We start from the raw sequence: 23000 nt of genomic DNA, 5'->3' as shown, positions 1-23000 counted from the left end.
ATGCGCACCATCGCAGCCGCCGCAGTCGCCGCCATCACCGTCGTGTCCCTCGCGGGCTGCGGCCAGCGGCCGACCGAACAGCCCGCCGCCTCCTCGCCGACGAGCACGAGTGCGCCGTCGTCGACGTCGTCCCCGAAGACCACCTCGTCGACTGCTGCGAGTGCCACCTCGTCGAGTTCGACGACGGCATCGTCGTTCACCAAGCCGGCTGCCGGCGGGAAGGTCGACGCGGCTGCGTTCACCGACACGGTGTGGGGTGCGGTCGATGCGGCGAAATCGGTGAAGCTGGCGCTGTCGGTGCCCGGCGAGGAGACGATCAAGATGGTCGTGGCCAAGCCCGGCCCGAACCGCACCGACCTCGAGATGAGCGACGGCGAGAGCGGTTCCATGCGGATCGTCGACGGCTCGCTCTATTTCCCGATCCCGCCGGAAGAGCGCCAGAACGGCAAGTCCTGGGTCGTTGTCGACAAGAACACCGAGTCCCCGATGGGCAAGATGATGAGCATGGCGCTGTCGTCGATGACCTCGATGGCGCAAGGGGATCTGCAGCGCGGCGCCATGGCCAAGGCCGCGGTGACCTTCGTCGGTGACGAGAAGGACGGCGCTCACTACCGGGTGGCAGTGCCGGCGACCGCGATGCTCGATGCCATGCAGAAGATGTTCGACACCGTCGTCTCCGGCGCAGGTGCCTCCGCGTCCTCGTCGATGGCCAAGGAGATGAAGCAGGCACGCACCAAGCTCGCCGGAAAGACGGTCAGCTACGACTACTGGCTGGACGCCTCCGAGCGGCCGGCCGTGGTCGTCGCCGACCTGTCGTCGTTCCACGGCGCGATGGCCGATGGCGAACTGCCCAAGGACGCGATGGGGCCGGCGAAGATGACCGTTCGCTATTCCGAATGGAACGTCCCGGTGCGGGTGGTCGCTCCGCCGGCCGCGCAGACGATGTCCTTCGACGAGGCGATGAAGAGCCTGGGCGACGCGGGCATGTTCGGCCCGGGTGGCACCGGCGAAGAGACCGCGTCCAGCAGCGCGTCCTCGCCGGCCTGATCGCTCAACCGCTCACCGCAGCCGGCGTCTCCTGCAGCAGATCGTCCGCGTCGATCCTGTTCGGTCGAGTTCGTGCTCGATTCCGGTGGTGTCGTGGTCGGTGTGCGTGGCGGGCCCCCTTGGTCGTCAATGATCCTTCATCATTCGAGGACGCGGCCACACCTGCGTTTCGTCAACACAGGCTCGTCGCACCTGGGTCGCCCGTACGATTGGTCGACGGTCGATCCCTCGTCGGCCGCTGCGACACAAGGGAACTTACATGCGAAACATCTTCGGATCGGCGCTTCTCGCGGCCGGCCTGACCGCCACTCTGACCGCGTGCGGCGGCAGCGACGACGGCGCGTCCTCGACCACGTCCTCGACCATGTCTTCGAAGACGGCGTCCGCCTCGTCCTCGTCGACCAGCAGCAAGCCGACCCCGACCGGACCGACCCCCGGGGCCACCGTTGACGCGAAGGCCTGGGCCGACACGTCCGACAAGGCACTCAAAGCAGAGAAGTCGTATCGGATCAGCGAGGTGAGCACGGCCGATTCGGGCACGACCACCGGCGCGATGGTGCGTGGTGCAGGTGATCGCGTCGACCTGATGGCCGAGATGCCCGGCGAGGGCGGCCTTCGCTACATCGACGGGAACGCCTACATCCAGTCGCCGGAACTGCCGGGCAAGTGGATCAAGTTCGACAAGACGAGCACGAACCCCGAGGTGAAGAACTTCCTGGAGGGAGTGCGGCGCGACGTCGACGGCGACGAAGACATCAACGTCCTGGCTGCGGGCAAGGTCACCTTCGTCGGTGACGAGGCCGAAGGCAAGCACTACAAGGCCCAGGCACCGGCTGACCAGTTCTACGAGGACGAGGTGGACGAGGACTCCGAGACCGAGCAGGGCGGCCCGGTCGACCGCAAGGCGGACAAGGCCAAGCTGAAGGACAGGACGGTCGACATCGATGTCTGGCTCGACGCCAAGAACCGCCCGGTGAAGGTGAAGACCGACTCGACCGGCTTGAGCGGTCTGGGCTTGTCGGCGAAGACGTCCGACGTCGTGTTCGTCTCCACGACGACCTACTCCGGCTGGGGCGAATCCGTGAAGATCGAGGTGCCGCCGGCAGCCGCCACGGTCAGCGCGGACGCGCTGTCCGGCCAGGGTCAGGCCTGACACCGGACGCGGACGGGTTCGCGCCCGTCCGCGTCCACCGGCTTCCCTCCCTGCTCCGGGCGATTTGGTCGGATGCGACATTCGCCCGTAGCATTGAGTTACCAATGACCGCCGGTCGGTGCGATCCCGCAAGGGAAAGCGTCCGAAGGTCCCGCCGAAACGGGCGACCAGCGTAGGTGAGCACAAGGTAATTCCACGAACGTACGGATGCCGTACGTTCCTGCGAGCCCTGAGCGCATCTGCGCCGGGGCTCTTTTCGTTGTGGCCACGGCGATCGGCAACCACGATCGAAGGAGGTCCGCATGGCGAAGTCCGACAAGAACGCCGCCATTGCCGAACTTACGGACAAGTTCCGTGAGTCGGGTGCGGCCGTGTTGACGGAGTACCGCGGTCTGACCGTGGCGCAGCTGACCCAGCTGCGTACTGATCTCCGCGAGCACGCGACCTACGCCGTGGTGAAGAACACGCTCACCGAGCGTGCTGCCAGCGAAGCCGGTGTCACCGCCTTCGACGGTCAGCTCGTCGGTCCTTCCGCAATCGCTTTCGTCACCGGTGACCCGGTCGAGGCGGCCAAGAAGTTGCGCGACTTCGCCAAGGCGAACCCGCTCCTCGTGATCAAGGGTGGCGTGCTTGACGGCAAGCCGCTCTCGGCCGAGGAGATCACCAAGCTCGCGAGCTTGGAGTCCCGCGAGGTGCTTCTGGCCAAGCTGGCCGGCGCGATGAACGCGTCGCTCAGCCAGGCTGTGTACCTCTTTGCTGCCCCGCTGTCGCAGACCGCCCGTGTGGTGGACGCGCTGCGTGCCAAGGTCGAGACCGAGGGCCCCGCGTCCCCGGCCGCCGACGAGGCACCGGCTGCTGCAGACGAGGCCGGCACCACCGACGTCGCCGAGGGTGGCGACGAGAACTGAGCACCCGCTCGGTTCGCACTTTTCACACACAGCCACTCACGGCATTAACGAAAGGAAGCCATCATGGCGAAGCTCAGCACTGACGAGCTCCTTGAGGCCTTCAAGGAAATGACCCTCATCGAGCTCTCGGAGTTCGTGAAGCAGTTCGAGGACACCTTCAACGTCACCGCTGCGGCCCCGGTCGCGGTTGCTGGCGCTGCCCCGGCAGCAGGCGGCGGCGACGCCGGCGCTGCTGAGGAGCAGTCGGAGTTCGACGTCGTTCTGGTCGCTGCCGGCGACAAGAAGATCGGCGTCATCAAGGAGGTCCGCGCGCTGACCTCCCTCGGTCTGAAGGAAGCCAAGGACCTCGTCGACGGCGCTCCCAAGCCCGTCCTGGAGAAGGTCGACAAGGCTGCCGCCGACAAGGCCAAGGAGCAGCTCGAGGGCGCCGGCGCCACCGTCGAGCTCAAGTGAGCCTCGCTGCCTAGGCAGCAACTCTCGCGAAGCGGGTCGGACCGAAGGGTCCGGCCCGCTTTGTCGTCGGACGGTGATCAACGGTGGTCGAGTAGGTGCGGATCCGGTGGTCGAGTAGGTGCGGATCACGGTGGTCGAGTAGGTGCGGATCACGGTGGTCGAGTAGGTGCGGATCACGGTGGTCGAGTAGGTGCGGATCACGGTGGTCGAGTAGGTGCGGATCACGGTGGTCGAGTAGGTGCGGATCACGGTGGTCGAGTAGGTGCGGATCACGGTGATCGAGTAGGTGCGGATCACGGTGATCGAGTAGGTGCGGAGCATTAGCGGAGTGCCGCGATCGAGACCACTCCGCGGTGAGCGTCAACGTTCCCGCGGACGCCGCGGACGTCGTGGTCTCTTGAGCGGGTATGCCCACGGGTCGTCTGGCTCCGGCGGACGCTCGACGCGACCTTTCATCGGTCGGCCCGGATCGCCGTCCGGCCGCGGTCGACGATCGGTCCGACGCGCGAGCTGCGGCAGCACCTCGTACTCGCCCCTGATCAAGGCCTCGCGTTTTGCGCGTCCCCAGTTCTGCACCTGCTTCTCGAACTCGAACGCCGCCGCGATGCTGTCGAACTCGACGGCCCACACAAGCTGCACCGGACGGCGATGGCGAGTGTAGGCAGCACCGTTCGGGGAATGGTTGTGTTCCCAGATGCGCCGGTCCAGCTGCCACGTGCTTCCGCAGTAGTAGGAGCCGTCAGAGCACTCCACAATGTATGTGTACGGCATGGGGACAACTGTGCGGCTGGGGCTCCTGCGGGGCCAGCTTCGTTTACGCAGTTGTGGATGACGCGCTGGTGAGGGAGGCGCTGTGGACAGCCGTCGTGGGATGTGGTCTCGATCGCGGCACTCCGCTAACGCTCCGCACCTACTCGACCACCGTTGGGGATGTGGTCTCGATCGCGGCACTCCGCTAACGCTCCGCACCTACTCGACCACCGTTGGGTGTGTGGTCTCGATCGCGGCACTCCGCTAACGCTCCGCACCTACTCGACCACCGTTGGGTGTGTGGTCTCCGTCCCTTCGACACGACGCTCGTACCTCGCATTGGCTCAGGACAAGGCGCGAGAGTCCGCTGACGCTCCGCACCTACTCGACCAGCGTGTTGTCGGGATCTCGGTCGCTGGCGCTCCGCACCTACTCGACCACCGTTGGGTGTGCGATTTCCGTCCCTTCGACACGACGCTCGTACCTCGCATCGGCTCAGACAAGGCGCGAGAGTCCGCTGACGCTCCGCACCTACTCGACGGGGCCGAAAATGATTCGCTCCTTGACAGTGGTCGGGCATAGCCTGAACCACGCCATGACGACAACCCTGACGCCGACGAAGATCCAAGAGTCTGCCGCTGCCGAGACGATGAAATCACCGGAGCGACAGGTGAATTGGCGTCGCCTGAAGCACCCGCTGACCGTGGTGGCAATCATTGCGCTCACGATCGCAGCGCTGGGAGCGACCGCCGGCACGGTCGTCGCTGGGCGATTGGCGCAAAGCCCGACCGCATCCCTGGTCTGGTGGCTTGCTGCATGCGTCATCGGCGGGGCGGTTCTCGACACCGCCGGACGCATCCTGTGGGCGACCGTCGTCGACCGCGCCGAGGGCAAACTGCGTGACGACCTGCTGGACGCAGCCCTCCACCAACCGCTGGAGGCACTGTCCGAGCAGGCGGTGGGCGAGGTGCTCGACCGCGTCGACGACGACACCCACGAGGTCGGCTCACTCGTCCGGATGCAGGTCTGGATGGTGCTGCGCGCGGTGCTCTCGCTCATCCCGATGTGGCTGGTGGCCGGTTTCACCTGGTGGCCGGCCTGGCTGCTGTTCCCGGTCTTCGCCGGGCTGACGCTGCTGGTGATGCGTCCGCTGATGGGCCAGATCGCCGAGCGCAAGGTGGTCGAGGAAGCCGCCTGGACCGACCACGCCGCCGCCCTCGAGGAGGGCATCGCCGGACGCGACGACCTGCGCACCAGCCTCGGCCAGTCGTTCGCGATCCGCCGGCTCGCGCAGCTGTCGTCCAGGGTCCACGAACTCTTCTACAACGTCATCCTGCTCGAACGTCGCATCACGCTGCGCGCCGTCCTGCTGTTGCACGGTTTGCTGGCGATCATCGCGGTCGCCGGTGTCTTGCTCGCCGACCGCGGATCTTTGTCGGTCGCGCAGATCGTGACGCTGTTCCTGATCACCAGCACCTTCGTGGGCGTCATCGGCAACGTCGCTCAGCAACTTCCCGACCTGCAGGCGGGCATGGGTGCCGTGATCCGTCTGCGTCAGATGCTCGCCGTCGCGCCCGAACCGACCGGCGGTCTGCACCTCGGCGACCAGACCCCCGACCTCGACTTCCGCGACCTGCACTTCTCCTACACCGAGGGCAAGTTCGCGCTCGAGGGCATCGACATCCACGTTCCCGCCGGCCAGACGCTCGCGCTCGTCGGACGCACCGGATCGGGCAAGTCGACGCTCGCGTCTCTGGTCTCCCGTGCCGTCGAACCCGAACGTGGCTCGGTGCTCATCGGGGGAATCGACGTGCTCGACCTCGACCTGCATGCATTGCGCCGCCAGGTCGGCGTCGTCACCCAACGCACCGAGATCATCGCCGGCACTCTGGCCGAGAACATCACGCTCTTCGCCGACAACCCGCGCACCCAGGTCGAGGCCGTCGTCGACGAACTCGGCCTCACCGACTGGGTCGCCGGTCTGGACGACGGACTCGACACGCTCCTCGGTCCGGGCGGCACGCTGCTCTCGGCCGGTGAGGAACAGCTGGTTGCGTTCGCACGACTGCTGATCCGCGACGTCCACGTCGTCGTGCTCGACGAGGCCACCGCTCGCATGGACCCGCTCACCGAGTCCCGGGTCGTCGCCGCGTCCGATCGCCTGTTGCACGGACGTACCGGAATCCTTGTCGCACACCGCCTTTCGACGATCGAGCGCGCCGACCTCGTGGCGGTCCTCGACCGTGGACGGGTCGCGCAGTTCGGCAGTCGCAGCGAGTTGGCGTCGTCCGAGGGACGCTTCCGCGACCTGCTCACGGCGGCCGACCTCGGGGACGGTGAGGCAGAGCCTGAGATCGTCGACGAAGTGACCACGGTGGGCGGTCAGCGCCGTCGCACCGACCCGCCGGTGCGTCCCGACACCGGCAACGGCCCGAGCCTGGCGAAGGGCATCTGGTCGGCACTATGGGTGCGTCCGCGCTGGGGCATGCTCTCGGTCGGACTCTTCCTGATCTTCTCCCTGACCGGCGCGGTCGGCGCGGTCACCGGATACACCTGGGGCCAGACGATCGAGCGGCTGCAGGACGGTTCGCTGTCCTGGCCGTGGTTGGTCGCAGTGGTCGCCAGCGTGATGATCGGGCCGATCATGCTCGCCGAGGCGATTTCGCGGTACCCGCGCTGGTGGGTCGAGGTGCTGCTGCGGGTGCGGATGGCCGTGCTCGTCGGCCAGACCGCGCAGCGCCGACTGCACAAGGACCCCGCCGGCGAGGTCGTGGCCCGTGCGATGGACGCCGACCGCTACGCGCGCTACGCCGACCGCTGGGTCGACTTCTGCAACGGCTTGGCGATCGCGCTGTTCACCGCGGTTGCCGCAAGTACCCCGTTGGCCGGACTCGTCCTCGCCGCCGTGATGCTCTCGGCCGCGCTCGCGTCGGCAGTGGGACGCCCGATCGCCGGACGCTCGGCGACCCAGGCGTCCGCCGCCCGAGCCCGTTTCGGCCGTGCGCTGGTATCGACGCTGGAGTCGGCGCGCACTGTCAAACTCGCCGGCCGCACCCCCGAACTGCACCGCCACCTGCGCAAGGTCGACGCCGGACGGGTGGATGCTGCCGTCCGCGAACACCGAGTGCAGTCCTTCCTGGACGGCGTCCCGATGGTGATGGTGCAGACCGGTGCCGTCGTCGCGTGGGCCGCAGTGCTCTGGGACGTCTGGGGTCTGGCGACGGCGCTGCTCGTGGTCAACGCGGTCAACGGTTTCGACTGGTTCGGACGCGTCGCCGGTGCCGTGGTCACCGAGGCGCCGGGCACGCGTTCATGGCAGACCGCCACCAGTCGGATGGCAGGCGGCCAGGACCTGATGCGCCTTCCCGACGGCGTCGACCTGCTTACAGGTGAGGCGCCGCAGGCTCCGGTTGCTCCGCGAACTGCGTTGCAGGAGCTGGGGGTTCACGGCCTCACCGCGATTCACGAGGACGGCACGGTCGGCGTCGAGGATGTGCAGCTCGACATCCGACGCGGCGAACTGGTGCTGCTGCTCGGCCAGGTCGGTTCGGGCAAGTCGAGTCTGCTGCGTGCGCTCGCCGGCCTGATCGACTACGACGGCTCGCTCACCTGGAACGGCGAGGAGATCGACGACGCCGAGGTGTTCATGCGTCCGGGGCAGGTGGCGTACGTCGCGCAGGTGCCGCGCGTCCTGTCGGGCACCTTCGCCGACAACGTCCAGCTCGGATTCACCCGGGCGTTCGATCAGCCGGTCGCCGACGCCCGTCTGACTCCTGACGTCGAGACCGCCGGTGGACCGACCGCATTGGTCGGGCACCGCGGAGTTCGCCTGTCCGGTGGGCAGGTTCAGCGCCTCGCACTGGCCCGGGCGCTCGCCGCGGACGCCGAACTGCTGCTGGCCGACGACGTCTCCAGCGCGCTCGACGCCACCACCGAGATCGAGTTGTGGAAGGCGCTGCGTGATCGTTCGGCGACCGTCGTAGGAGCCACTTCGAAGCGGGCCGCGTTGGCCCAGGCCGACCGCGTCGTGGTCCTGGTCGACGGGCGCGTCGCCGCCGACGGTCGGTGGCGCGACCTCGCGGACGACTGGGGCCACCTGGCCGGCTGACCACAACTGGCGATCCAGCTCGCTTCTTGACCTCCAGATCGCAACTGGTGCCGCCGGCGCTGCCAGTTGCGATTTGGGTGTCCAGTTGCGGTCCGGATGGCCAGTCGTCGTCGGGACCGCTAGCGCGAACCGACGTACCTCCACGAACGCTTCGCCATGGCGGCACCCGCAGCGGGGGAGGCCTCGAAGCGGCCGGAGATGTCGAACAGCACATGGGCCGCGGCGCCCGACCCGTTGTAGACACCCAGCCGGTTGTTCTGCGCGGTTGTCGGGTCGTACCCGAGGGCGACGGCAGCACCGGAGGCACGGTTCTGCCCGGCCATGGTGTTGGTGGTCGAAGCGATCGGTCGCGGAATCCCCCGCTCCAGAACAACGAGTGCCCCGAGGACGATCCGGCGATCATCGTCGCGTTGCCGACCATCGCCCAGGTGTTCGCGGTGCGCGCGTTCGCCGCTGACGGCACGGCGATCGAAAGCGTCGACCGCGCCTTCAACGCGCTGGTTCTGCGGGTGTCGAGGAATCGCCACGGCGTGATCGGACGGTAGGTGGCGGCGTTGAATCGTCCCGCGTCCCCGACCGAATCGATGACGATGTGGGTCGGGCCACCGGTGGCACGGACGGTGAACTCGAAGACGCCGGCCGCGACCTTGCGTACCGGCACGGCGACGAACGAGGCGATGTTCTCGCCCCGACGGAAGTTCAGCACGGATGTGGGCGGCGGCGTGGTCGTCCGGCCGTCCCAGGCCTGCAGGTAGCCGTTGCCGGTGGGCGAGGCTGCGGTCATCTGCACGAGGGCGGTGTTGATGTCGGCGTCCGAGAACGGCGTCTCGAAGCGAATCGCTCGTGTCCTGTCGCCGCCGAGCGGCCCGTCACCGTTGAAACGGGAGTCGTAGAACCGCGCCGGGTCGGTGATGTCGACCTGGGAGGTGACCACATCGGCCGGCAATGTGGCGCCGCTGGTGAACCAGCCGACGACGTCCAGGATCACGTTGCTCGACCCGGCACCCTCGGTGACGTCGAGCGTTCCGTCGGCTGCAACGGGCACGATCGTCGTGTTCGCCAGTTGATGGTTGCCGGCGGGGAAGTTCACCGTCGACACCGCAGGAGACCGACCGGTGTTCTTCTGCTGCGTCGTGACGTAACCGGCAGCCGAGGTGTTGGCGACGGTCGTCGTGACCATCACGGCCGACACCTGGTCGGGCGCCACGGTGGCGCCGGACGCGGTTCGAAGGCGGGAGACGACGTCGACGGTGCGCGATTCGTCGGTCCGCATCGGTCGCGCCTCACCGGCCGCCAACGTCGGGGAACGGGTGTCGAACACACGGGTCGGGGAGGGCAGGGGGACGTACTCACCCGGTGTGGCAGCCGCCAGAGCGGCAGGGGCGGCAACGCCACCCGACAGGGCGAGGGCAGCGGTGCAGGCGACGGCGGAGCAGAACCGAACGGGGCTGAGCTTCATGGCAATCCTGACGTGGTGTCGATCAGTTGATGACGACGCTGTTGCGGTCCGGCGGCTGCACACGGGGGTGCCCCACCCGGTATCCGGGGTTCGTGGATGCGTACAGCCGAAGACCGGCCTCGGTGATGCGTCGCGCGTAGGCGTTGGTGCCGGACAGGTAGGGGTCGATGACGACGAACTCACCGCTCGGTGCGGTGCCGAGCACAGCTATCCAGTGCGATGCGTCGCCGGAGTAGGTCGTTCTCCACCACGGCAGCTGCCTGATGTTCCCGCCGCATATCGTCGCGCGTCCGGCCCGGCCGAGGGAGATGGTGTCGGCGATCCCGCCTTGGCGCCCGGTGAGGCCGTAGGTGGCGAAGCCTCTGAGCAGTTCCCAGTATTCGGTGCCGACCTTGTCCCGGTCGGTGACCCCGGCCACGGCGTCCAGAGCGCAGGAGCGCCGGAAATCATCGATCGCGGCGCCGGCACCGGCAGTCGTGTAAGCCCACTTGCGCGGAAGTTTTCCACGGGACGCCAGAATCGCGACCGCGCTCGCGGGCCCGCAGTTGGTGCCTTTCACCGACGAGGAAAATTGACTCACCGGGTACAGCCCCCGATTCTCGGGGCGCCGAAGAGTCTGGTCCAGATGACGGCATCAGGGTTGGACTGTGTGTGGCCGTAACCGGCCGAGACGCGGAAGTTGCCGAGATCGAGCATCGTCTGCGCGAACGCGAGCGACGATCCGGTCAGGTAGGGCGTCGCGTCCGCGCCGGTGGAGAAGACGTACCCGTGCTTGTGCAACAGCACCTTGAGGGCGCCGGCGTGCCAGGAGGTGGTGTCGGCCGCGACCGTGCGTCGCGACGCGAGGAAACGGATGGTTGCTTCGTCGCCGAGGCCGGTGACCGGCAAGCCGTTCCGCCGCTGGAACGTGCGGACGAAGTCATAGAAGGTGCGTGTGTACGTGGTGTCCACCGCGGTGCGCCAACCCAGCCCGTTCAGCAGCAACTTGAACGCCCGGATGTTCCTGGGATCAGACGTGGAGGTGACAGCGGCGAACGTGGCGGCCGACGAAGCCTGCACCGAGGTGCCGAACAGGATGCCGGCGCCGGCGGAACCGAGTACGAAGCGACGAGAAATGGTCATGACAATCCCTTGGACGTGAGACCCCTTGGACGTGACGACGCACCTACCGCCTGCGCGGACCCCGCGGTGCTCCGGCCAACGCAAGGGTAGTCGAACGGTTGTCATGGTCGAGCCCGCTTCTGGCATCCGGATCGCAACTGGTGCCGCCGGCGCTGCCAGTTGCGAGCTCGAAGGCAGCCGCGGTCCGCACACCGTTAGAAGCGACCACCTGCGACACGCGCATCGAAAGCTCTTGACCCCGGCACCCACCCCGGTGCACCCTTTTCGCAGTTGATGTCGCCCGGGGTAGGGGGTCTTGTGCCCGCGGCTGGACATTTCCGCATCGCGTGTCTATAGTTGACCTTTGCGCTGCCCTCTTCAGCAACCCATTTTCGATCCGGCGACAACATTCGGCCGATCTCCGCTCCACGGCGGGACGATCTCCGATTTGCGAAGCCGCGGTTGTCCTGCCCACCGGTAGGGATGGATTCGCCGCTTGAGTGTGGCCACAAACCGCCCGTCCCGGCCTGTGGAAGGACCCTCCTTGGCTGCCTCGCGTACTGCGACCCAATCTCTGTCCTCGGCGAAGACGGCTTCGGGCCGTCTCTCGTTCGCGAAAATTCGCGAACCCCTGGAAATGCCCGACCTGCTCGCTCCGCAGACGGAGAGCTTCGACTGGCTGCTCGGCAACGAGCGCTGGCAGGAGCGTGTCGCCGAGGCGAAGGCTGCCGGGCGCGACGACCTGAACGAGCGCTCCGGCCTGGAGGAGATCTTCGAGGAGATCTCCCCGATCGAGGACTTCGCGGAGACCATGAGCCTCTCCTTCCGCGATCACCGCTTCGAAGAGGTCAAGTACTCCATCGAGGAGTGCAAAGAGCGCGACATGACCTACTCGGCGCCGTTGTTCGTCACGGCCGAGTTCATGAACCACAACACCGGTGAGATCAAGAGCCAGACCGTGTTCATGGGCGACTTCCCGCTCATGACCGACCGCGGCACCTTCGTCATCAACGGCACCGAGCGCGTCGTCGTCTCCCAGCTCGTCCGTAGCCCGGGTGTCTACTTCGAGCGTTCGATCGACAAGACGTCCGACAAGGACATCTACACCGCGAAGATCATCCCCAGCCGCGGCGCGTGGCTGGAGTTCGAGATCGACAAGCGCGACATGGTGGGCGTTCGCGTCGACCGCAAGCGCAAGCAGTCGGTCACCGTGCTGCTGAAGGCCCTGGGCCTTTCCGAGGCGCAGATCCTCGAGCACTTCGGCGAGTACGACTCGATCCGCCAGACCCTGGAGAAGGACAACACCACCACCCAGGACGAAGCGCTGATCGACATCTACCGCAAGCTGCGTCCGGGCGAACCGCCCACCAAGGAAGCCGCGCAGAACCTGCTGAACGGTCTGTACTTCAACGGCAAGCGCTACGACATGGCCAAGGTCGGTCGGTACAAGGTCAACAAGAAGCTGGGCCTGGAGGCTCCGCTGTCGGACTCGACCCTTGCCGTCGACGACATCGTCGCGACGATCAAGTACCTGGTCGCGCTGCACGCCGGCCAGACCACGCTGCCGGGTCGTCGTGACGGGCAGGACGTGTCGATCCGCGTCGAGACCGACGACATCGACCACTTCGGAAACCGTCGCCTGCGCAACGTGGGTGAGCTGATCCAGAACCAGGTCCGCACCGGTCTGTCCCGTATGGAACGTGTCGTTCGTGAGCGCATGACCACCCAGGACGTCGAAGCCATCACGCCGCAGACGCTGATCAACATCCGGCCGGTCGTCGCCTCCATCAAGGAGTTCTTCGGCACCAGCCAGCTGTCGCAGTTCATGGACCAGAACAACCCGCTCGCCGGCCTGACGCACAAGCGTCGTCTGTCGGCGCTCGGCCCGGGTGGTCTGTCCCGTGACCGCGCCGGCATGGAGGTCCGTGACGTCCACCCCTCGCACTACGGACGTATGTGCCCGATCGAGACGCCGGAAGGCCCGAACATCGGTCTGATCGGTTCGCTCGCGAGCTTCGGACGCATCAACCCGTTCGGTTTCGTCGAGACGCCCTACCGCAAGGTCGAGAACGGCCTGGTCAGCGACGAGGTGCACTACCTCTCTGCCGACGAGGAGGACGAGTTCGTCATCGCGCAGGCCAACGCGCCGCTGACCGACGACAACCACTTCGTCGAGGACCGCGTCCTGGTGCGCGCCAAGGGCGGAGAGGCCACCGACGTCCCGCGTGAAGACGTGGACTACATGGACGTCTCCCCGCGCCAGATGGTGTCGGCGTCCACCGCGCTGATCCCGTTCCTGGAGCACGACGACGCATCGCGCGCGCTGATGGGTGCCGCCATGCAGCGTCAGGCCGTGCCGCTGGTGCGCGCCGAGGCTCCGCTGGTCGGTACCGGCATGGAGTACCGCGCCGCCCTCGACTCGGGCGACGTCGTCCGCGCCGAGAAGGCCGGTGTGGTGCAGGAGGTCTCGGCCGACCTGGTCACCGTCGCCAACGACGACGCGACCTACACCACCTACCGCATCGCCAAGTTCGACCGTTCGAACGCCGGCACCTGTTACAACCAGCGTGTGCTGGTCGACACCGGTGACCGCGTCGAGGTCGGCGGCGTGCTGGCCGACGGACCGTCGACCGACGGTGGCGAGATGGCCCTCGGAAAGAACCTGCTCGTGGCATTCATGCCGTGGGAGGGCTACAACTTCGAGGACGCCATCATCCTGAGCCAGCGTCTGGTGCAGGACGACGTTCTCTCCTCGATCCACATCGAGGAGCACGAGATCGACGCCCGCGACACCAAGCTGGGTCCGGAGGAGATCACCCGCGACATCCCGAACGTGTCCGAGGAGGTGCTGGCCGACCTCGACGAGCGCGGAATCATCCGTATCGGTGCCGAGGTTCGCGACGGCGACCTGCTCGTCGGCAAGGTCACGCCCAAGGGTGAGACCGAGCTGACCCCGGAGGAGCGCCTGCTGCGCGCCATCTTCGGTGAGAAGGCGCGTGAGGTCCGCGACACCTCGATGAAGGTGCCGCACGGCGAGACCGGCACGGTCATTGGCGTCAAGGTGTTCGACCGCGAAGAGGGCGACGAACTTCCCCCGGGCGTCAACCAGCTGGTGCGTGTGTACGTGGCCAACAAGCGCAAGATCACCGACGGTGACAAGCTCGCCGGCCGCCACGGAAACAAGGGTGTCATCGCCCGCATCCTGCCGATCGAGGACATGCCGTTCCTCGAGGACGGGACGCCGGTCGACGTCATCCTGAACCCGCACGGTGTGCCGCGTCGTATGAACCTGGGTCAGATCCTGGAGTTGCACCTGGGCTGGGCAGCCAGCCGCGGGTGGAACATCGAGGGCGAGCCGGAGTGGGCCGCACAGCTACCGAAGGACGCCCACGAGGCGCCCGCCGGCTCGCGCGTCGCGACCCCTGTGTTCGACGGTGCGTCCGAGGCCGCCATCACCGGTCTGCTCGAGTCGACCAACAAGACCCGCGACGGTCAGCAGTTGGTCGAGAGCAGCGGTAAGGCGCGTCTGTTCGACGGTCGCTCGGGTGAGCCGTTCCCGGAGCCGATCTCGGTCGGGTACATGTACATCCTGAAGCTGCACCACCTGGTCGACGACAAGATCCACGCCCGTTCGACCGGTCCGTACTCGATGATCACCCAGCAGCCGCTCGGTGGTAAGGCGCAGTTCGGTGGTCAGCGATTCGGTGAGATGGAGGTGTGGGCCCTGGAGGCGTACGGCGCCGCCTACGCACTGCAGGAGCTGCTCACCATCAAGTCCGACGACGTCACCGGCCGCGTGAAGGTCTACGAGGCGATCGTCAAGGGCGAGAACATCCCCGAGCCGGGTATTCCGGAGTCGTTCAAGGTGCTCATCAAGGAGATGCAGTCCCTCTGCCTGAACGTCGAGGTGCTGTCCAGCGACGGCCAGACCATCGACCTTCGGGACGCGGACCAGGAAGTCTTCCGGGCCGCCGAGGAACTCGGCATCGACCTGTCCCGTCGCGAGCCGAGCTCGGTCGACGAAGTCTGATCCGGACGCGGGGGCGCACCACGCGCCCCCGCACTCCGCGATCACTGAGACAAAACTTCCAGAAAGAACGAAAGAAGGAAGCACCAAGTGCTGGACGTCAACTTCTTCGACGAGCTTCGTATCGGCCAGGCAACGGCCGAAGACATCCGCCAGTGGAGCCACGGCGAGGTCAAGAAGCCCGAGACCATCAACTACCGCACCCTCAAGCCCGAGAAGGACGGCCTCTTCTGCGAGAAGATCTTCGGCCCGACTCGCGACTGGGAGTGCTACTGCGGCAAGTACAAGCGGGTCCGCTTCAAGGGCATCATCTGTGAGCGCTGCGGCGTCGAGGTGACCCGTTCGGCCGTGCGTCGTGAGCGCATGGGCCACATCGAGCTCGCCGCCCCGGTGACGCACATCTGGTACTTCAAGGGTGTTCCGTCGCGTCTGGGCTACCTGCTCGACCTCGCCCCGAAGGACCTGGAGAAGGTCATCTACTTCGCGGCCTACATGATCACCTCCGTCGACACCGACCAGCGCCACAAGGACCTCCCGTCCTTGGAGGCTCAGATCGAGGTCGAGAAGAAGGAGATCGAGAACCGCCGCGACGGCGACATCAACACCCGCGCCACCAAGCTCGAGGGCGACCTCGCGGAGCTGGAGAAGGAAGGCGCGAAGGCCGACGTCCGTCGCAAGACCCGTGAGTCCGCCGAGCGTGAGATGACGCAGATCCGCAAGCGTGCGGACCAGCAGATCGAGCGCCTCGACCAGGTCTGGGACCGTTTCAAGAACCTCAAGGTCCAGGACCTCGAGGGTGACGAGACGCTGTACCGCGAGATGCGTGACCGCTTCGGTCTGTACTTCGAGGGCGGCATGGGCGCGGCTGCACTGCAGAAGCGCCTGGAGTCCTTCGACCTCGAGGCCGAGGCCGAGTCGCTGCGCGAGACCATCGCCACCGGCAAGGGTCAGCGCAAGACCCGTGCGCTGAAGCGTCTGCGCGTCGTCACCGCTTTCCAGCAGACGACCAACAGCCCCGCTTCGATGGTGTTGGACGCCGTCCCGGTCATCCCGCCGGACCTGCGTCCGATGGTGCAGTTGGACGGTGGCCGTTTCGCGACCTCCGACCTCAACGACCTGTACCGCCGCGTGATCAACCGCAACAACCGACTCAAGCGTCTGCTCGACCTCGGTGCGCCGGAGATCATCGTCAACAACGAGAAGCGCATGCTTCAGGAGGCCGTCGACAGCCTCTTCGACAACGGCCGTCGCGGTCGCCCGGTCACGGGCCCCGGCAACCGTCCGCTGAAGTCGCTGTCCGACATGCTCAAGGGCAAGCAGGGTCGCTTCCGTCAGAACCTGCTCGGTAAGCGCGTCGACTACTCCGGCCGTTCGGTCATCGTGGTCGGTCCGCAGCTGAAGCTGCACCAGTGCGGTCTGCCCAAGCAGATGGCGCTGGAGCTGTTCAAGCCGTTCGTGATGAAGCGTCTGGTCGACCTCGACCTCGCGCAGAACATCAAGTCGGCCAAGCGCATGGTGGAGCGTCAGCGTCCGCAGGTGTGGGACGTCCTCGAAGAGGTCATCACCGAGCACCCGGTGCTGCTGAACCGCGCACCCACCCTGCACCGTCTGGGCATCCAGGCCTTCGAGCCGCAGCTGGTCGAGGGCAAGGCCGTCCAGATCCACCCGCTGGTCTGCACCGCGTTCAACGCCGACTTCGACGGTGACCAGATGGCCGTTCACGTGCCGCTGTCCGCCGAGGCGCAGGCCGAGGCACGCATCCTGATGCTGTCGAGCAACAACGTCCTGAAGCCGGCCGACGGCCGCCCGGTCACCATGCCGAGCCAGGACATGATCACCGGCATCTACTTCCTGACGTCCGAGGACGGCGAAGTCGCCGCCGAGGGTGGGGAAGCCGGTGAGCTGCGCACGTTCTCGACCGCTGCCGAGGCCCGCATGGCCTACGACCTGGGCGAGATCAAGCTCGGTTCGCTGGTCAGCATCCGCCTGTTCGACCAGGTGCCGCCGGAAGGTTTCGACCTGCCGGAGGGCTTCGAGGTCGACGAGCTGGGCCGCGCGTCCGGTTACAAGCTGGCCACGACCCTCGGCCGTGTGCTCTTCAACGAGACGCTTCCGGAGGACTACCCCTTCCTGAACCGTGCGATCGACAAGAAGGGCCTCGGTGCGGTCATCAACGACCTCGCCGAGCGTTACCCCAAGGGTCAGGTCGCCGCGTCGCTGGACGCACTCAAGGATGCCGGGTTCTACTTCGCGACCCGCTCGGGTTGCACCGTCGCCATCGGTGACGTGCAGACCCCGAGCAACAAGAAGGAGATCCTGGCCGGCTACGACGTGCGCGCGGCGAAGATCCAGGGTCAGTACGACCGTGGTCTGATCACCGACCAGGAGCGTCGTGACGAGCTGACCGACATCTGGCGCCAGGGTGCCGATGAGGTCGCGCAGGAGATGCAGGCCAACTTCGACCCGAAGAACCCGATCTACCGCATGGTGGCCTCGGGTGCGGGTGGTAACTGGTTCCAGATCCGTCAGATCGCCGGTGCGCGAGGCCTGATGGTGAGCCCGCGTGGTGACATCATCCCGCGTCCGATCAAGTCCAACTTCCGTGAGGGCTTGTCGGTGCTGGAGTTCTTCATCTCCACGCACGGTACGCGTAAGGGTCTGGCCGACACCGCGCTTCGTACGGCCGACTCGGGTTACCTGACCCGTCGTCTGGTCGACGTGTCGCAGGACGTCATCATCCGCGAGTCCGACTGTGGCACCGACCGCGGTCTGGTCATGCCGATCGCCCAGCGCAACGCGTCCGGCGAGCTCGTCGAGCACGACCACGTGGAGTCCTCGGTCTACGCCCGCAACCTCGCGGTCGACGTCGAGGTGGGTGGAGACGTCCTGGCGAAGGCCGGCTCCGACCTCGGAGACGTCAACCTCGACAAGTTGATCGCGGCCGGTATCGAAGAGGTCAAGGTCCGCTCGGTGCTCACCTGTGAGTCCCGTGTCGGCACCTGCGCCATGTGCTACGGACGTTCGCTGGCGACCGGCAAGCTGGTCGACATCGGTGAGGCCGCCGGCATCATCGCCGCCCAGTCCATCGGTGAGCCGGGTACGCAGCTGACGATGCGTACCTTCCACACCGGTGGTGCGGCTGCGGCCGACGACATTACGCAGGGTCTGCCCCGTGTGGTCGAGCTGTTCGAGGCGCGCACCCCCAAGGGTGTCGCCCCGATCGCCGAGGCCGCCGGACGCGTCGAGATCAAGGACGACGACAAGTCCCGCACGATCGTGCTCACCCCGGACGACGGTGGCGAGGAGCAGACCTACCCGGTCAGCAAGCGCGCCCAGCTGCTCATCGAGGACGGTCAGCACGTCGAGGTCGGCGCGCTGCTGGTCAAGGGTGCGATCGACCCCAAGCAGGTGCTGCGTATCCAGGGCGCGCGCGAGGTGCAGAAGCACCTCGTCGACGAGGTCCAGGGTGTGTACCGCCAGCAGGGTGTGTCGATCCACGACAAGCACATCGAGGTCATCGTGCGCCAGATGCTGCGTCGCGTGACGATCATCGAGGCCGGCGACACCAACCTGCTCCCGGGCGAGTTGGCCGAGCGTGGTCGCTTCGAGGACTCCTCGCGCAAGGCGGTCGCCGAAGGCGGACGTCCGGCGTCGGGTCGTCCCGAGCTCATGGGTATCACCAAGGCATCGCTGGCCACCGAGTCGTGGCTGTCGGCGGCGTCCTTCCAGGAGACCACCCGCGTGCTCACCGAGGCCGCCATGCACGGTCGTCGCGACCCGCTGCTGGGCCTGAAGGAGAACGTCATCCTCGGTAAGCTCATCCCGGCCGGAACGGGCCTGCCCCGTTACCGCAACCTGTCGGTCGAGCCCACCGAAGAGGCCAAGGCTGCGCTGTACGCCCTGCCGGACTACCAGCCGTACGACTACCCGGTCTTCGGCCCGGGCAGTGGCGAGGCCATCCGCCTCGACGACGAAGCCCTGGGCTTCTCCGACAGCTGACCCACGGTGCTCGAAAGGCCCCGGTTCCTCGTGGACCGGGGCCTTTCGGCGTCCCTCGACGCCGAGGTCACTCCAAATGCATCAGGGCACTCCGTATACGGAGTGCCCTCGTGCACTTCGCGTGCCCTCACGCGATCCACTGCTGACCAGGGCGCGGACGTACGCCCTTGTCGGCAAGGATCCGCAGCATCGGACCCTCCGCGTACGCGTCGTCCCAGCACCATCTGGCCAGGTCTGTCACCCGGCGGATCCGGTCCTCGCGCTGCTTCTCGCGCCACACGGCCGCGGACGGGTCGTCGGTCAGGTCCGCGCCGTACTTCATCTTCCCGTCGCACTCGCCCACCAGACCGTCCCAGCCGAAGTCGCAGCGTCCGATGAACCCGCGGCCGTCGCGCACGGTGACCTGGAGCTGCGGACGGGGGAGTCGAGCCTGAAACATCACCGCGCGGCTCATCGACTCCAGCGGGGACTCCGCCCTTTCATCGGCGAGCTCGGCGACGAGCAGCGCAGCCTGCCTACCTCGGACGCCGGTCGGAAGCTCGCTCACTGCCTGCCGTAGGGCCTCGATGGCGAACATCATCTTCCGCAGCGCTGCGTCCGCGGTGGCGAGCGCGCTGCGCAGCGAGGTGCAGCGGGCCAGATCGATGACGGTCCGCAACGGATCGGTCACACGAATACCGTTGATCTGCACAGGGGTCGGAAGTTCCTTGACCCGGTGAAAGCGCTGGACGTGTTGAGAGGTGCGGCCGCGCCCGGCGACGGTCAGGGCGACGCGGTTCGGCCACCTGCCGATGGTCGGCAGACCGTGCAGTGCTGCCGCCGACCAGTGTGAGACGAGTCGATCGTCCGCCCATTTCGGGACGCTCGCGTGTACCAGCAGTGCGTGCCGCTCACCGGCGTCCAGCGCTTCCCACTCGGATGCCGGGTAGAACGCCCCGTGCCGCACCTGCGTCCACGCGTCCTGGTCGAGCGCCTCAGCGCGCTGGGTGCGCGGGCCGGTGAACAGCAGACGTTCCGGTTTCATGGGATGGAGCGTGCTGCATCGTGAGCGAACGTGCAGACGGCCGTGTGGATAATCCGGACGATCTTCCCCAGGGCACTCCATATGCACGAGGGCACTCCGACTACGGAGTCACTTCGTGCACTTCGAGTGCCCTGGGCACGGACGGTGCTTGACTGGTTAGTCTCTCCTGCGTGAGCAACGCGCGGATCCTGGTCGTCTGCACCGGCAATATCTGCCGGTCGCCTTACATCGAGCGGGTGCTGGCGACCCATCTCGCCGGACGCGGGTACGACGTCGAGAGCGCGGGCACCCGGGCCTTGATCAACCACCCGATCGAGCCGCAGAGCCTGGCCCACTTGCAGGCACTCGGGATCGACGACGGCGGGTTTCGGTCGCGTCAGCTCACCCCGCAGATCGCGGCGGACGCCGACCTCATCCTGACCGCGACCCGTGACCACCGAGCGGACGTCGTGACGCTGCAGCCGAAGGCGCTGAAGTACACGTTCGCGCTGGCCGACTTCAGCCACATGGTCGACGGCATCGCCGCGGTGCCGCCGGCGGAACGGGGCTTCTTCGGTCCCGCGGACGACTCGTTCGTCGGCCGGTTGGTCGACCACGTCGGCAAGCGCCGCACCGACATCCACCCGATCTCGGAGGAGGAGTCGGTGATCGTCGACCCCTTCCGCCGCGACCCCGAGGTGTTCGCCCAGATGGCGGCTCACATCAACCGCGTGATGCCCCCGGTCATCCGCGCCCTCACCCTCGAAAGCTGACCGTCCGAGCTCTCGCCCAACGCCGCGCGGGTCCTCACCTCACAACGGTGACGGCGACGAAGAGCCAACCACAGGCCGCACGGCTCAGATCGTGTAGCTGTGCTCGGTCTCCAGCGCCGACCTCGCTCGTCGTTCGTGCCGCTGCTTGAGCAACGCCCACACGAGCGGACACAGAATGACGGCGGCGCACCCGAGGATCCCGACGACGACCGGCGGCACCTTCAGCATGGTGAGTCCAGTGAGGCTGAGGACGATGACGATCCCGCCGCGCAGCACGGACGGCGCGACCCGGCGGGCGAGCTTGGCACCGAGGTAGGTGCCGGGCGTCCCACCGATGATCAACGGGATCAGCACGCTCCAGTCGATGCCCTGAGCGATGACGTGACTGATCGCCGCGGCCAGCACCAGCGGGACGGCCTGGACGAGGTCGGTGCCGACCAGCTTGCGGGCTGACAGCGTCGGGTAGAGCAGGACGAGCGCGACCATGATCAGCGAACCGCTGCCGACGCTGGTGATGCCGACGAGCAGTCCACCGAACGCGCCGACCGCGATCGTGGGTAGTGGACGGATGACGGTCTCGGCGCCGAGGCGGCGTCCGATGTGGCCGGTCATGTCGAGGTAGATGCGGGTGCCGTAACTGATCGCCGCGATGAGCAGCGTGATGCCGATGATCAGCTTGAGCCCGGACTGTTGTGCTTCGTCCTCGCCGAGGAGCCCGACGATCCAGCCGCCCATCAATGCCGTTGGTACTGAACCGATCACGAGGAACTTCACCAGGCGCAGGTCTGGCGATCCGGTGCGCCAGTGGACGCCGGCGCCGACGCTCTTGTTCACGGCGGCGGCGACGAGGTCGTTCGCGACGGCGGTGGTCGGAGGAACGCCGAGGAAGATCAGCGCGGGTGTCATCAGCGCGCCGCCGCCCATACCGGTGAGGCCGACGACGATGCCGACGAGGAAGGCCACGGTGAGCAGCTCGGGGAACTGACCACCCAACAGGTCTGTGAGCACCGGACCGGTCACCGATCCAGTTCGGTGATGATGCGCGCGACGGCGTCCGCCACGGCAACCTCACTCGTGTCGATCACCAGGTCGGCGTCCTCGGGTGCTTCGTACGGTGCGCTGATGCCGGTGAAGTCCGGTAGCTCGCCGGCACGAGCCTTGGCGTACAGGCCTTTTCGATCGCGGCGCTCGCATTCGGCCAGGGCGGTGGCGACGTGCACGAGCACCATTCGTGCGCCTGCCTTTTCGACCATCTGGCGCACCGCCTTGCGCGTGGCGTCGTACGGCGCGATCGGGCACGCGACAACCGCTCCGCCGTGTGCTGCGATTTCGGCGCCGACCCAGCCGATGCGGCGGACGTTGGTGTCGCGGTCCTCGGGGGAGAAGCCGAGTCCGGCGCAGAGTTCGCGGCGGACTTGGTCGCCGTCGAGCAGCGTGACCGACCGGCCGCGGATGATGAGTTCTTCGCGAAGTGCGCGGGCGATGGTCGACTTGCCTGAGCCGGAAAGTCCGGTGAGCAGGATGAATACGCCTGCAGCGGAGGAGGCTTCGTGGTCGCTGATGGTCGATGACGAGTCGGCGTCGAGCGCGCGTTCGACGAGTTCGCGCCGTTCGGGGTGAGCGTCGAGTTCGACCGGAACGGCGAGGACGCGCAGGTCTTCGCGTTCGCGCGCAGCGGCAAGCGCTGATCTGAGAGCGGCGAGCGCGTGGTGTCCCGGCTGGTGGCTCGGCGACGTGGGCACGAGCAGGATTGCGTTCGGAGGTGCGAGTTCCGCGACGTTATCGGATGGCTGGTCGACCCAGAGCGCCCGATGCGTGTGGTCTCGATCGCGGGACTCCGCTGGCGCTCCGTCCCTACTCGACCACCGCGTGCGTGTGTCGTGGTCTCGATCGCGGGACTCCGCTAACGCTCCGTCCCTACTCGACCACCGTGTGGGGGTTTCCACGGTGGTCGAGTAGGTGCGAGCCGCTAGGCGAGCGCCGCGATCGAGACCACTCGTCGAGATCCCGTACAACTGCGCGAACGGCCGCCCGTCCTCCGCTGCGAACTCGAGCCCACCGTCCACCACGCTTGCGACCACAGCACCCTCGAGGTCGACGAAGACCGCACCGTCCGGCATCGACAACGCGAGATCGGCGGCCGAACAAAAGCCGTCGCGGACGAGCATGAGTTCGTCGAGCTGGTCCGGGCTCAACCGAATGACGGACGCAGTGGTCAC

Annotated in this window: 17 protein-coding genes; 10 read left to right on the top strand and 7 right to left on the bottom strand. The window is 67.0% G+C overall.

Going from position 1 to position 23000, the window contains the following annotated elements:
- The 4 genes from MF407_RS11565 to rplL all read left to right on the top strand — a co-directional run bounded on the left by MF407_RS11565 (window position 1) and on the right by rplL (window position 3561).
- Window positions 1–1047 carry a hypothetical protein gene (locus tag MF407_RS11565; protein WP_129625325.1) on the top strand — a complete coding sequence of 349 codons (1047 nt, stop codon included), beginning with the start codon at window positions 1–3 and terminating at the stop codon, window positions 1045–1047.
- A 259-nt stretch (window positions 1048–1306) separates the two neighbouring features.
- The gene (locus MF407_RS11560) at window positions 1307–2200 is read left to right on the top strand and encodes a hypothetical protein (RefSeq protein WP_239702358.1); all 894 of its coding nucleotides are present in this window, start codon (window positions 1307–1309) and stop codon (window positions 2198–2200) included.
- Window positions 2201–2502: 302 nt separating this feature from the next.
- Window positions 2503–3108: a 50S ribosomal protein L10 gene (rplJ, locus tag MF407_RS11555; protein ID WP_141927643.1), complete on the top strand. Its 606-nt coding sequence runs from the start codon at window positions 2503–2505 to the stop codon at window positions 3106–3108.
- A 63-nt stretch (window positions 3109–3171) separates the two neighbouring features.
- On the top strand, window positions 3172–3561 hold the full coding sequence (gene rplL / locus MF407_RS11550) for a 50S ribosomal protein L7/L12 (RefSeq protein ID WP_129625328.1): 390 nt from the start codon (window positions 3172–3174) through the stop codon (window positions 3559–3561).
- Window positions 3562–3921: 360 nt separating this feature from the next.
- Here the strand turns inward: rplL and MF407_RS11545 are convergent, their stop codons facing one another.
- Window positions 3922–4332, bottom strand: a complete 411-nt coding sequence (locus MF407_RS11545) for a GIY-YIG nuclease family protein (protein WP_239702357.1) — start codon at window positions 4330–4332, stop codon at window positions 3922–3924.
- Between the two features lie 574 nt (window positions 4333–4906).
- Between MF407_RS11545 and MF407_RS11540 the strand changes: the two genes are divergently transcribed.
- Complete coding sequence (locus tag MF407_RS11540; protein WP_129626004.1) at window positions 4907–8419, top strand: ABC transporter ATP-binding protein; 3513 nt, start codon at window positions 4907–4909, stop codon at window positions 8417–8419.
- A gap of 119 nt (window positions 8420–8538) precedes the next feature.
- On the opposite strand, the gene MF407_RS11535 is transcribed toward MF407_RS11540, so the two are convergent.
- Window positions 8539–8742, bottom strand: coding sequence for a hypothetical protein (locus MF407_RS11535; RefSeq protein ID WP_239702356.1), 204 nt, complete (start codon window positions 8740–8742; stop codon window positions 8539–8541).
- An 87-nt stretch (window positions 8743–8829) separates the two neighbouring features.
- Here MF407_RS11535 and MF407_RS15635 point away from each other — a divergent pair, with 87 nt between their 5' ends.
- Entirely contained in the window at window positions 8830–8964 is a 135-nt protein-coding gene (locus MF407_RS15635; RefSeq protein WP_275578254.1) for a hypothetical protein, read from the top strand.
- Between the two features lie 366 nt (window positions 8965–9330).
- The gene (locus MF407_RS11530; protein ID WP_239702355.1) at window positions 9331–9486 is read left to right on the top strand and encodes a hypothetical protein; all 156 of its coding nucleotides are present in this window, start codon (window positions 9331–9333) and stop codon (window positions 9484–9486) included.
- Window positions 9487–9900: 414 nt separating this feature from the next.
- Here the strand turns inward: MF407_RS11530 and MF407_RS11525 are convergent, their stop codons facing one another.
- Window positions 9901–10458: a hypothetical protein gene (locus tag MF407_RS11525; protein ID WP_239702354.1), complete on the bottom strand. Its 558-nt coding sequence runs from the start codon at window positions 10456–10458 to the stop codon at window positions 9901–9903.
- Complete coding sequence (locus MF407_RS11520; protein ID WP_239702353.1) at window positions 10455–11000, bottom strand: peptidoglycan-binding domain-containing protein; 546 nt, start codon at window positions 10998–11000, stop codon at window positions 10455–10457. Before MF407_RS11520 ends, MF407_RS11525 begins: the two co-directional genes overlap by 4 nt.
- A 523-nt stretch (window positions 11001–11523) precedes the next feature.
- Here MF407_RS11520 and rpoB point away from each other — a divergent pair.
- Together rpoB and MF407_RS11510 are read left to right on the top strand one after the other, a co-directional pair.
- The gene (rpoB, locus tag MF407_RS11515; RefSeq protein WP_141927647.1) at window positions 11524–15009 is read left to right on the top strand and encodes a DNA-directed RNA polymerase subunit beta; all 3486 of its coding nucleotides are present in this window, start codon (window positions 11524–11526) and stop codon (window positions 15007–15009) included.
- 87 nt (window positions 15010–15096) lie between these two features.
- Window positions 15097–19005 carry a DNA-directed RNA polymerase subunit beta' gene (locus tag MF407_RS11510; protein WP_239702352.1) on the top strand — a complete coding sequence of 1303 codons (3909 nt, stop codon included), beginning with the start codon at window positions 15097–15099 and terminating at the stop codon, window positions 19003–19005.
- A gap of 127 nt (window positions 19006–19132) precedes the next feature.
- On the opposite strand, the gene MF407_RS11505 is transcribed toward MF407_RS11510, so the two are convergent.
- A complete protein-coding gene (locus MF407_RS11505) occupies window positions 19133–20029 on the bottom strand; it encodes a hypothetical protein (protein WP_239702351.1) in 897 nt (298 codons plus the stop codon).
- 170 nt (window positions 20030–20199) lie between these two features.
- On the opposite strand from MF407_RS11505, the gene MF407_RS11500 reads away from it, so the two are divergent.
- Complete coding sequence (locus tag MF407_RS11500) at window positions 20200–20781, top strand: hypothetical protein (RefSeq protein WP_170221721.1); 582 nt, start codon at window positions 20200–20202, stop codon at window positions 20779–20781.
- Between the two features lie 84 nt (window positions 20782–20865).
- Here MF407_RS11500 and MF407_RS11495 read toward each other — a convergent pair whose 3' ends face one another.
- Complete coding sequence (locus MF407_RS11495; protein WP_239702350.1) at window positions 20866–21801, bottom strand: sulfite exporter TauE/SafE family protein; 936 nt, start codon at window positions 21799–21801, stop codon at window positions 20866–20868.
- Window positions 21798–23000: an adenylyl-sulfate kinase gene (gene cysC, locus MF407_RS11490; protein WP_239702349.1), complete on the bottom strand. Its 1203-nt coding sequence runs from the start codon at window positions 22998–23000 to the stop codon at window positions 21798–21800. The genes MF407_RS11495 and cysC overlap by 4 nt, the downstream gene beginning before the upstream one ends.

The sequence above is a fragment of the Yimella sp. NH-Cas1 genome, from assembly GCF_022359705.1.
Lineage (GTDB): Bacteria > Actinomycetota > Actinomycetes > Actinomycetales > Dermatophilaceae > Yimella > Yimella lutea.
This window is presented reverse-complemented; position numbering and strand designations above follow the sequence as displayed.

What these genes read in the sequence shown, in the direction of transcription:
- MF407_RS11535 (WP_239702356.1), bottom strand. Translation starts at nt 8,742, where the DNA reads ATGGCCGGGCAGAACCGTGCCTCCGGTGCTGCCGTCGCCCTCGGGTAC.
- rplL (WP_129625328.1), top strand. Translation starts at nt 3,172, where the DNA reads ATGGCGAAGCTCAGCACTGACGAGCTCCTTGAGGCCTTCAAGGAAATG.
- MF407_RS11545 (WP_239702357.1), bottom strand. Translation starts at nt 4,332, where the DNA reads ATGCCGTACACATACATTGTGGAGTGCTCTGACGGCTCCTACTACTGC.
- MF407_RS11530 (WP_239702355.1), top strand. Translation starts at nt 9,331, where the DNA reads ATGTCGACCTGGGAGGTGACCACATCGGCCGGCAATGTGGCGCCGCTG.
- MF407_RS11505 (WP_239702351.1), bottom strand. Translation starts at nt 20,029, where the DNA reads ATGAAACCGGAACGTCTGCTGTTCACCGGCCCGCGCACCCAGCGCGCT.
- MF407_RS11540 (WP_129626004.1), top strand. Translation starts at nt 4,907, where the DNA reads ATGACGACAACCCTGACGCCGACGAAGATCCAAGAGTCTGCCGCTGCC.
- MF407_RS11560 (WP_239702358.1), top strand. Translation starts at nt 1,307, where the DNA reads ATGCGAAACATCTTCGGATCGGCGCTTCTCGCGGCCGGCCTGACCGCC.
- rplJ (WP_141927643.1), top strand. Translation starts at nt 2,503, where the DNA reads ATGGCGAAGTCCGACAAGAACGCCGCCATTGCCGAACTTACGGACAAG.
- MF407_RS11565 (WP_129625325.1), top strand. Translation starts at nt 1, where the DNA reads ATGCGCACCATCGCAGCCGCCGCAGTCGCCGCCATCACCGTCGTGTCC.
- MF407_RS11520 (WP_239702353.1), bottom strand. Translation starts at nt 11,000, where the DNA reads ATGACCATTTCTCGTCGCTTCGTACTCGGTTCCGCCGGCGCCGGCATC.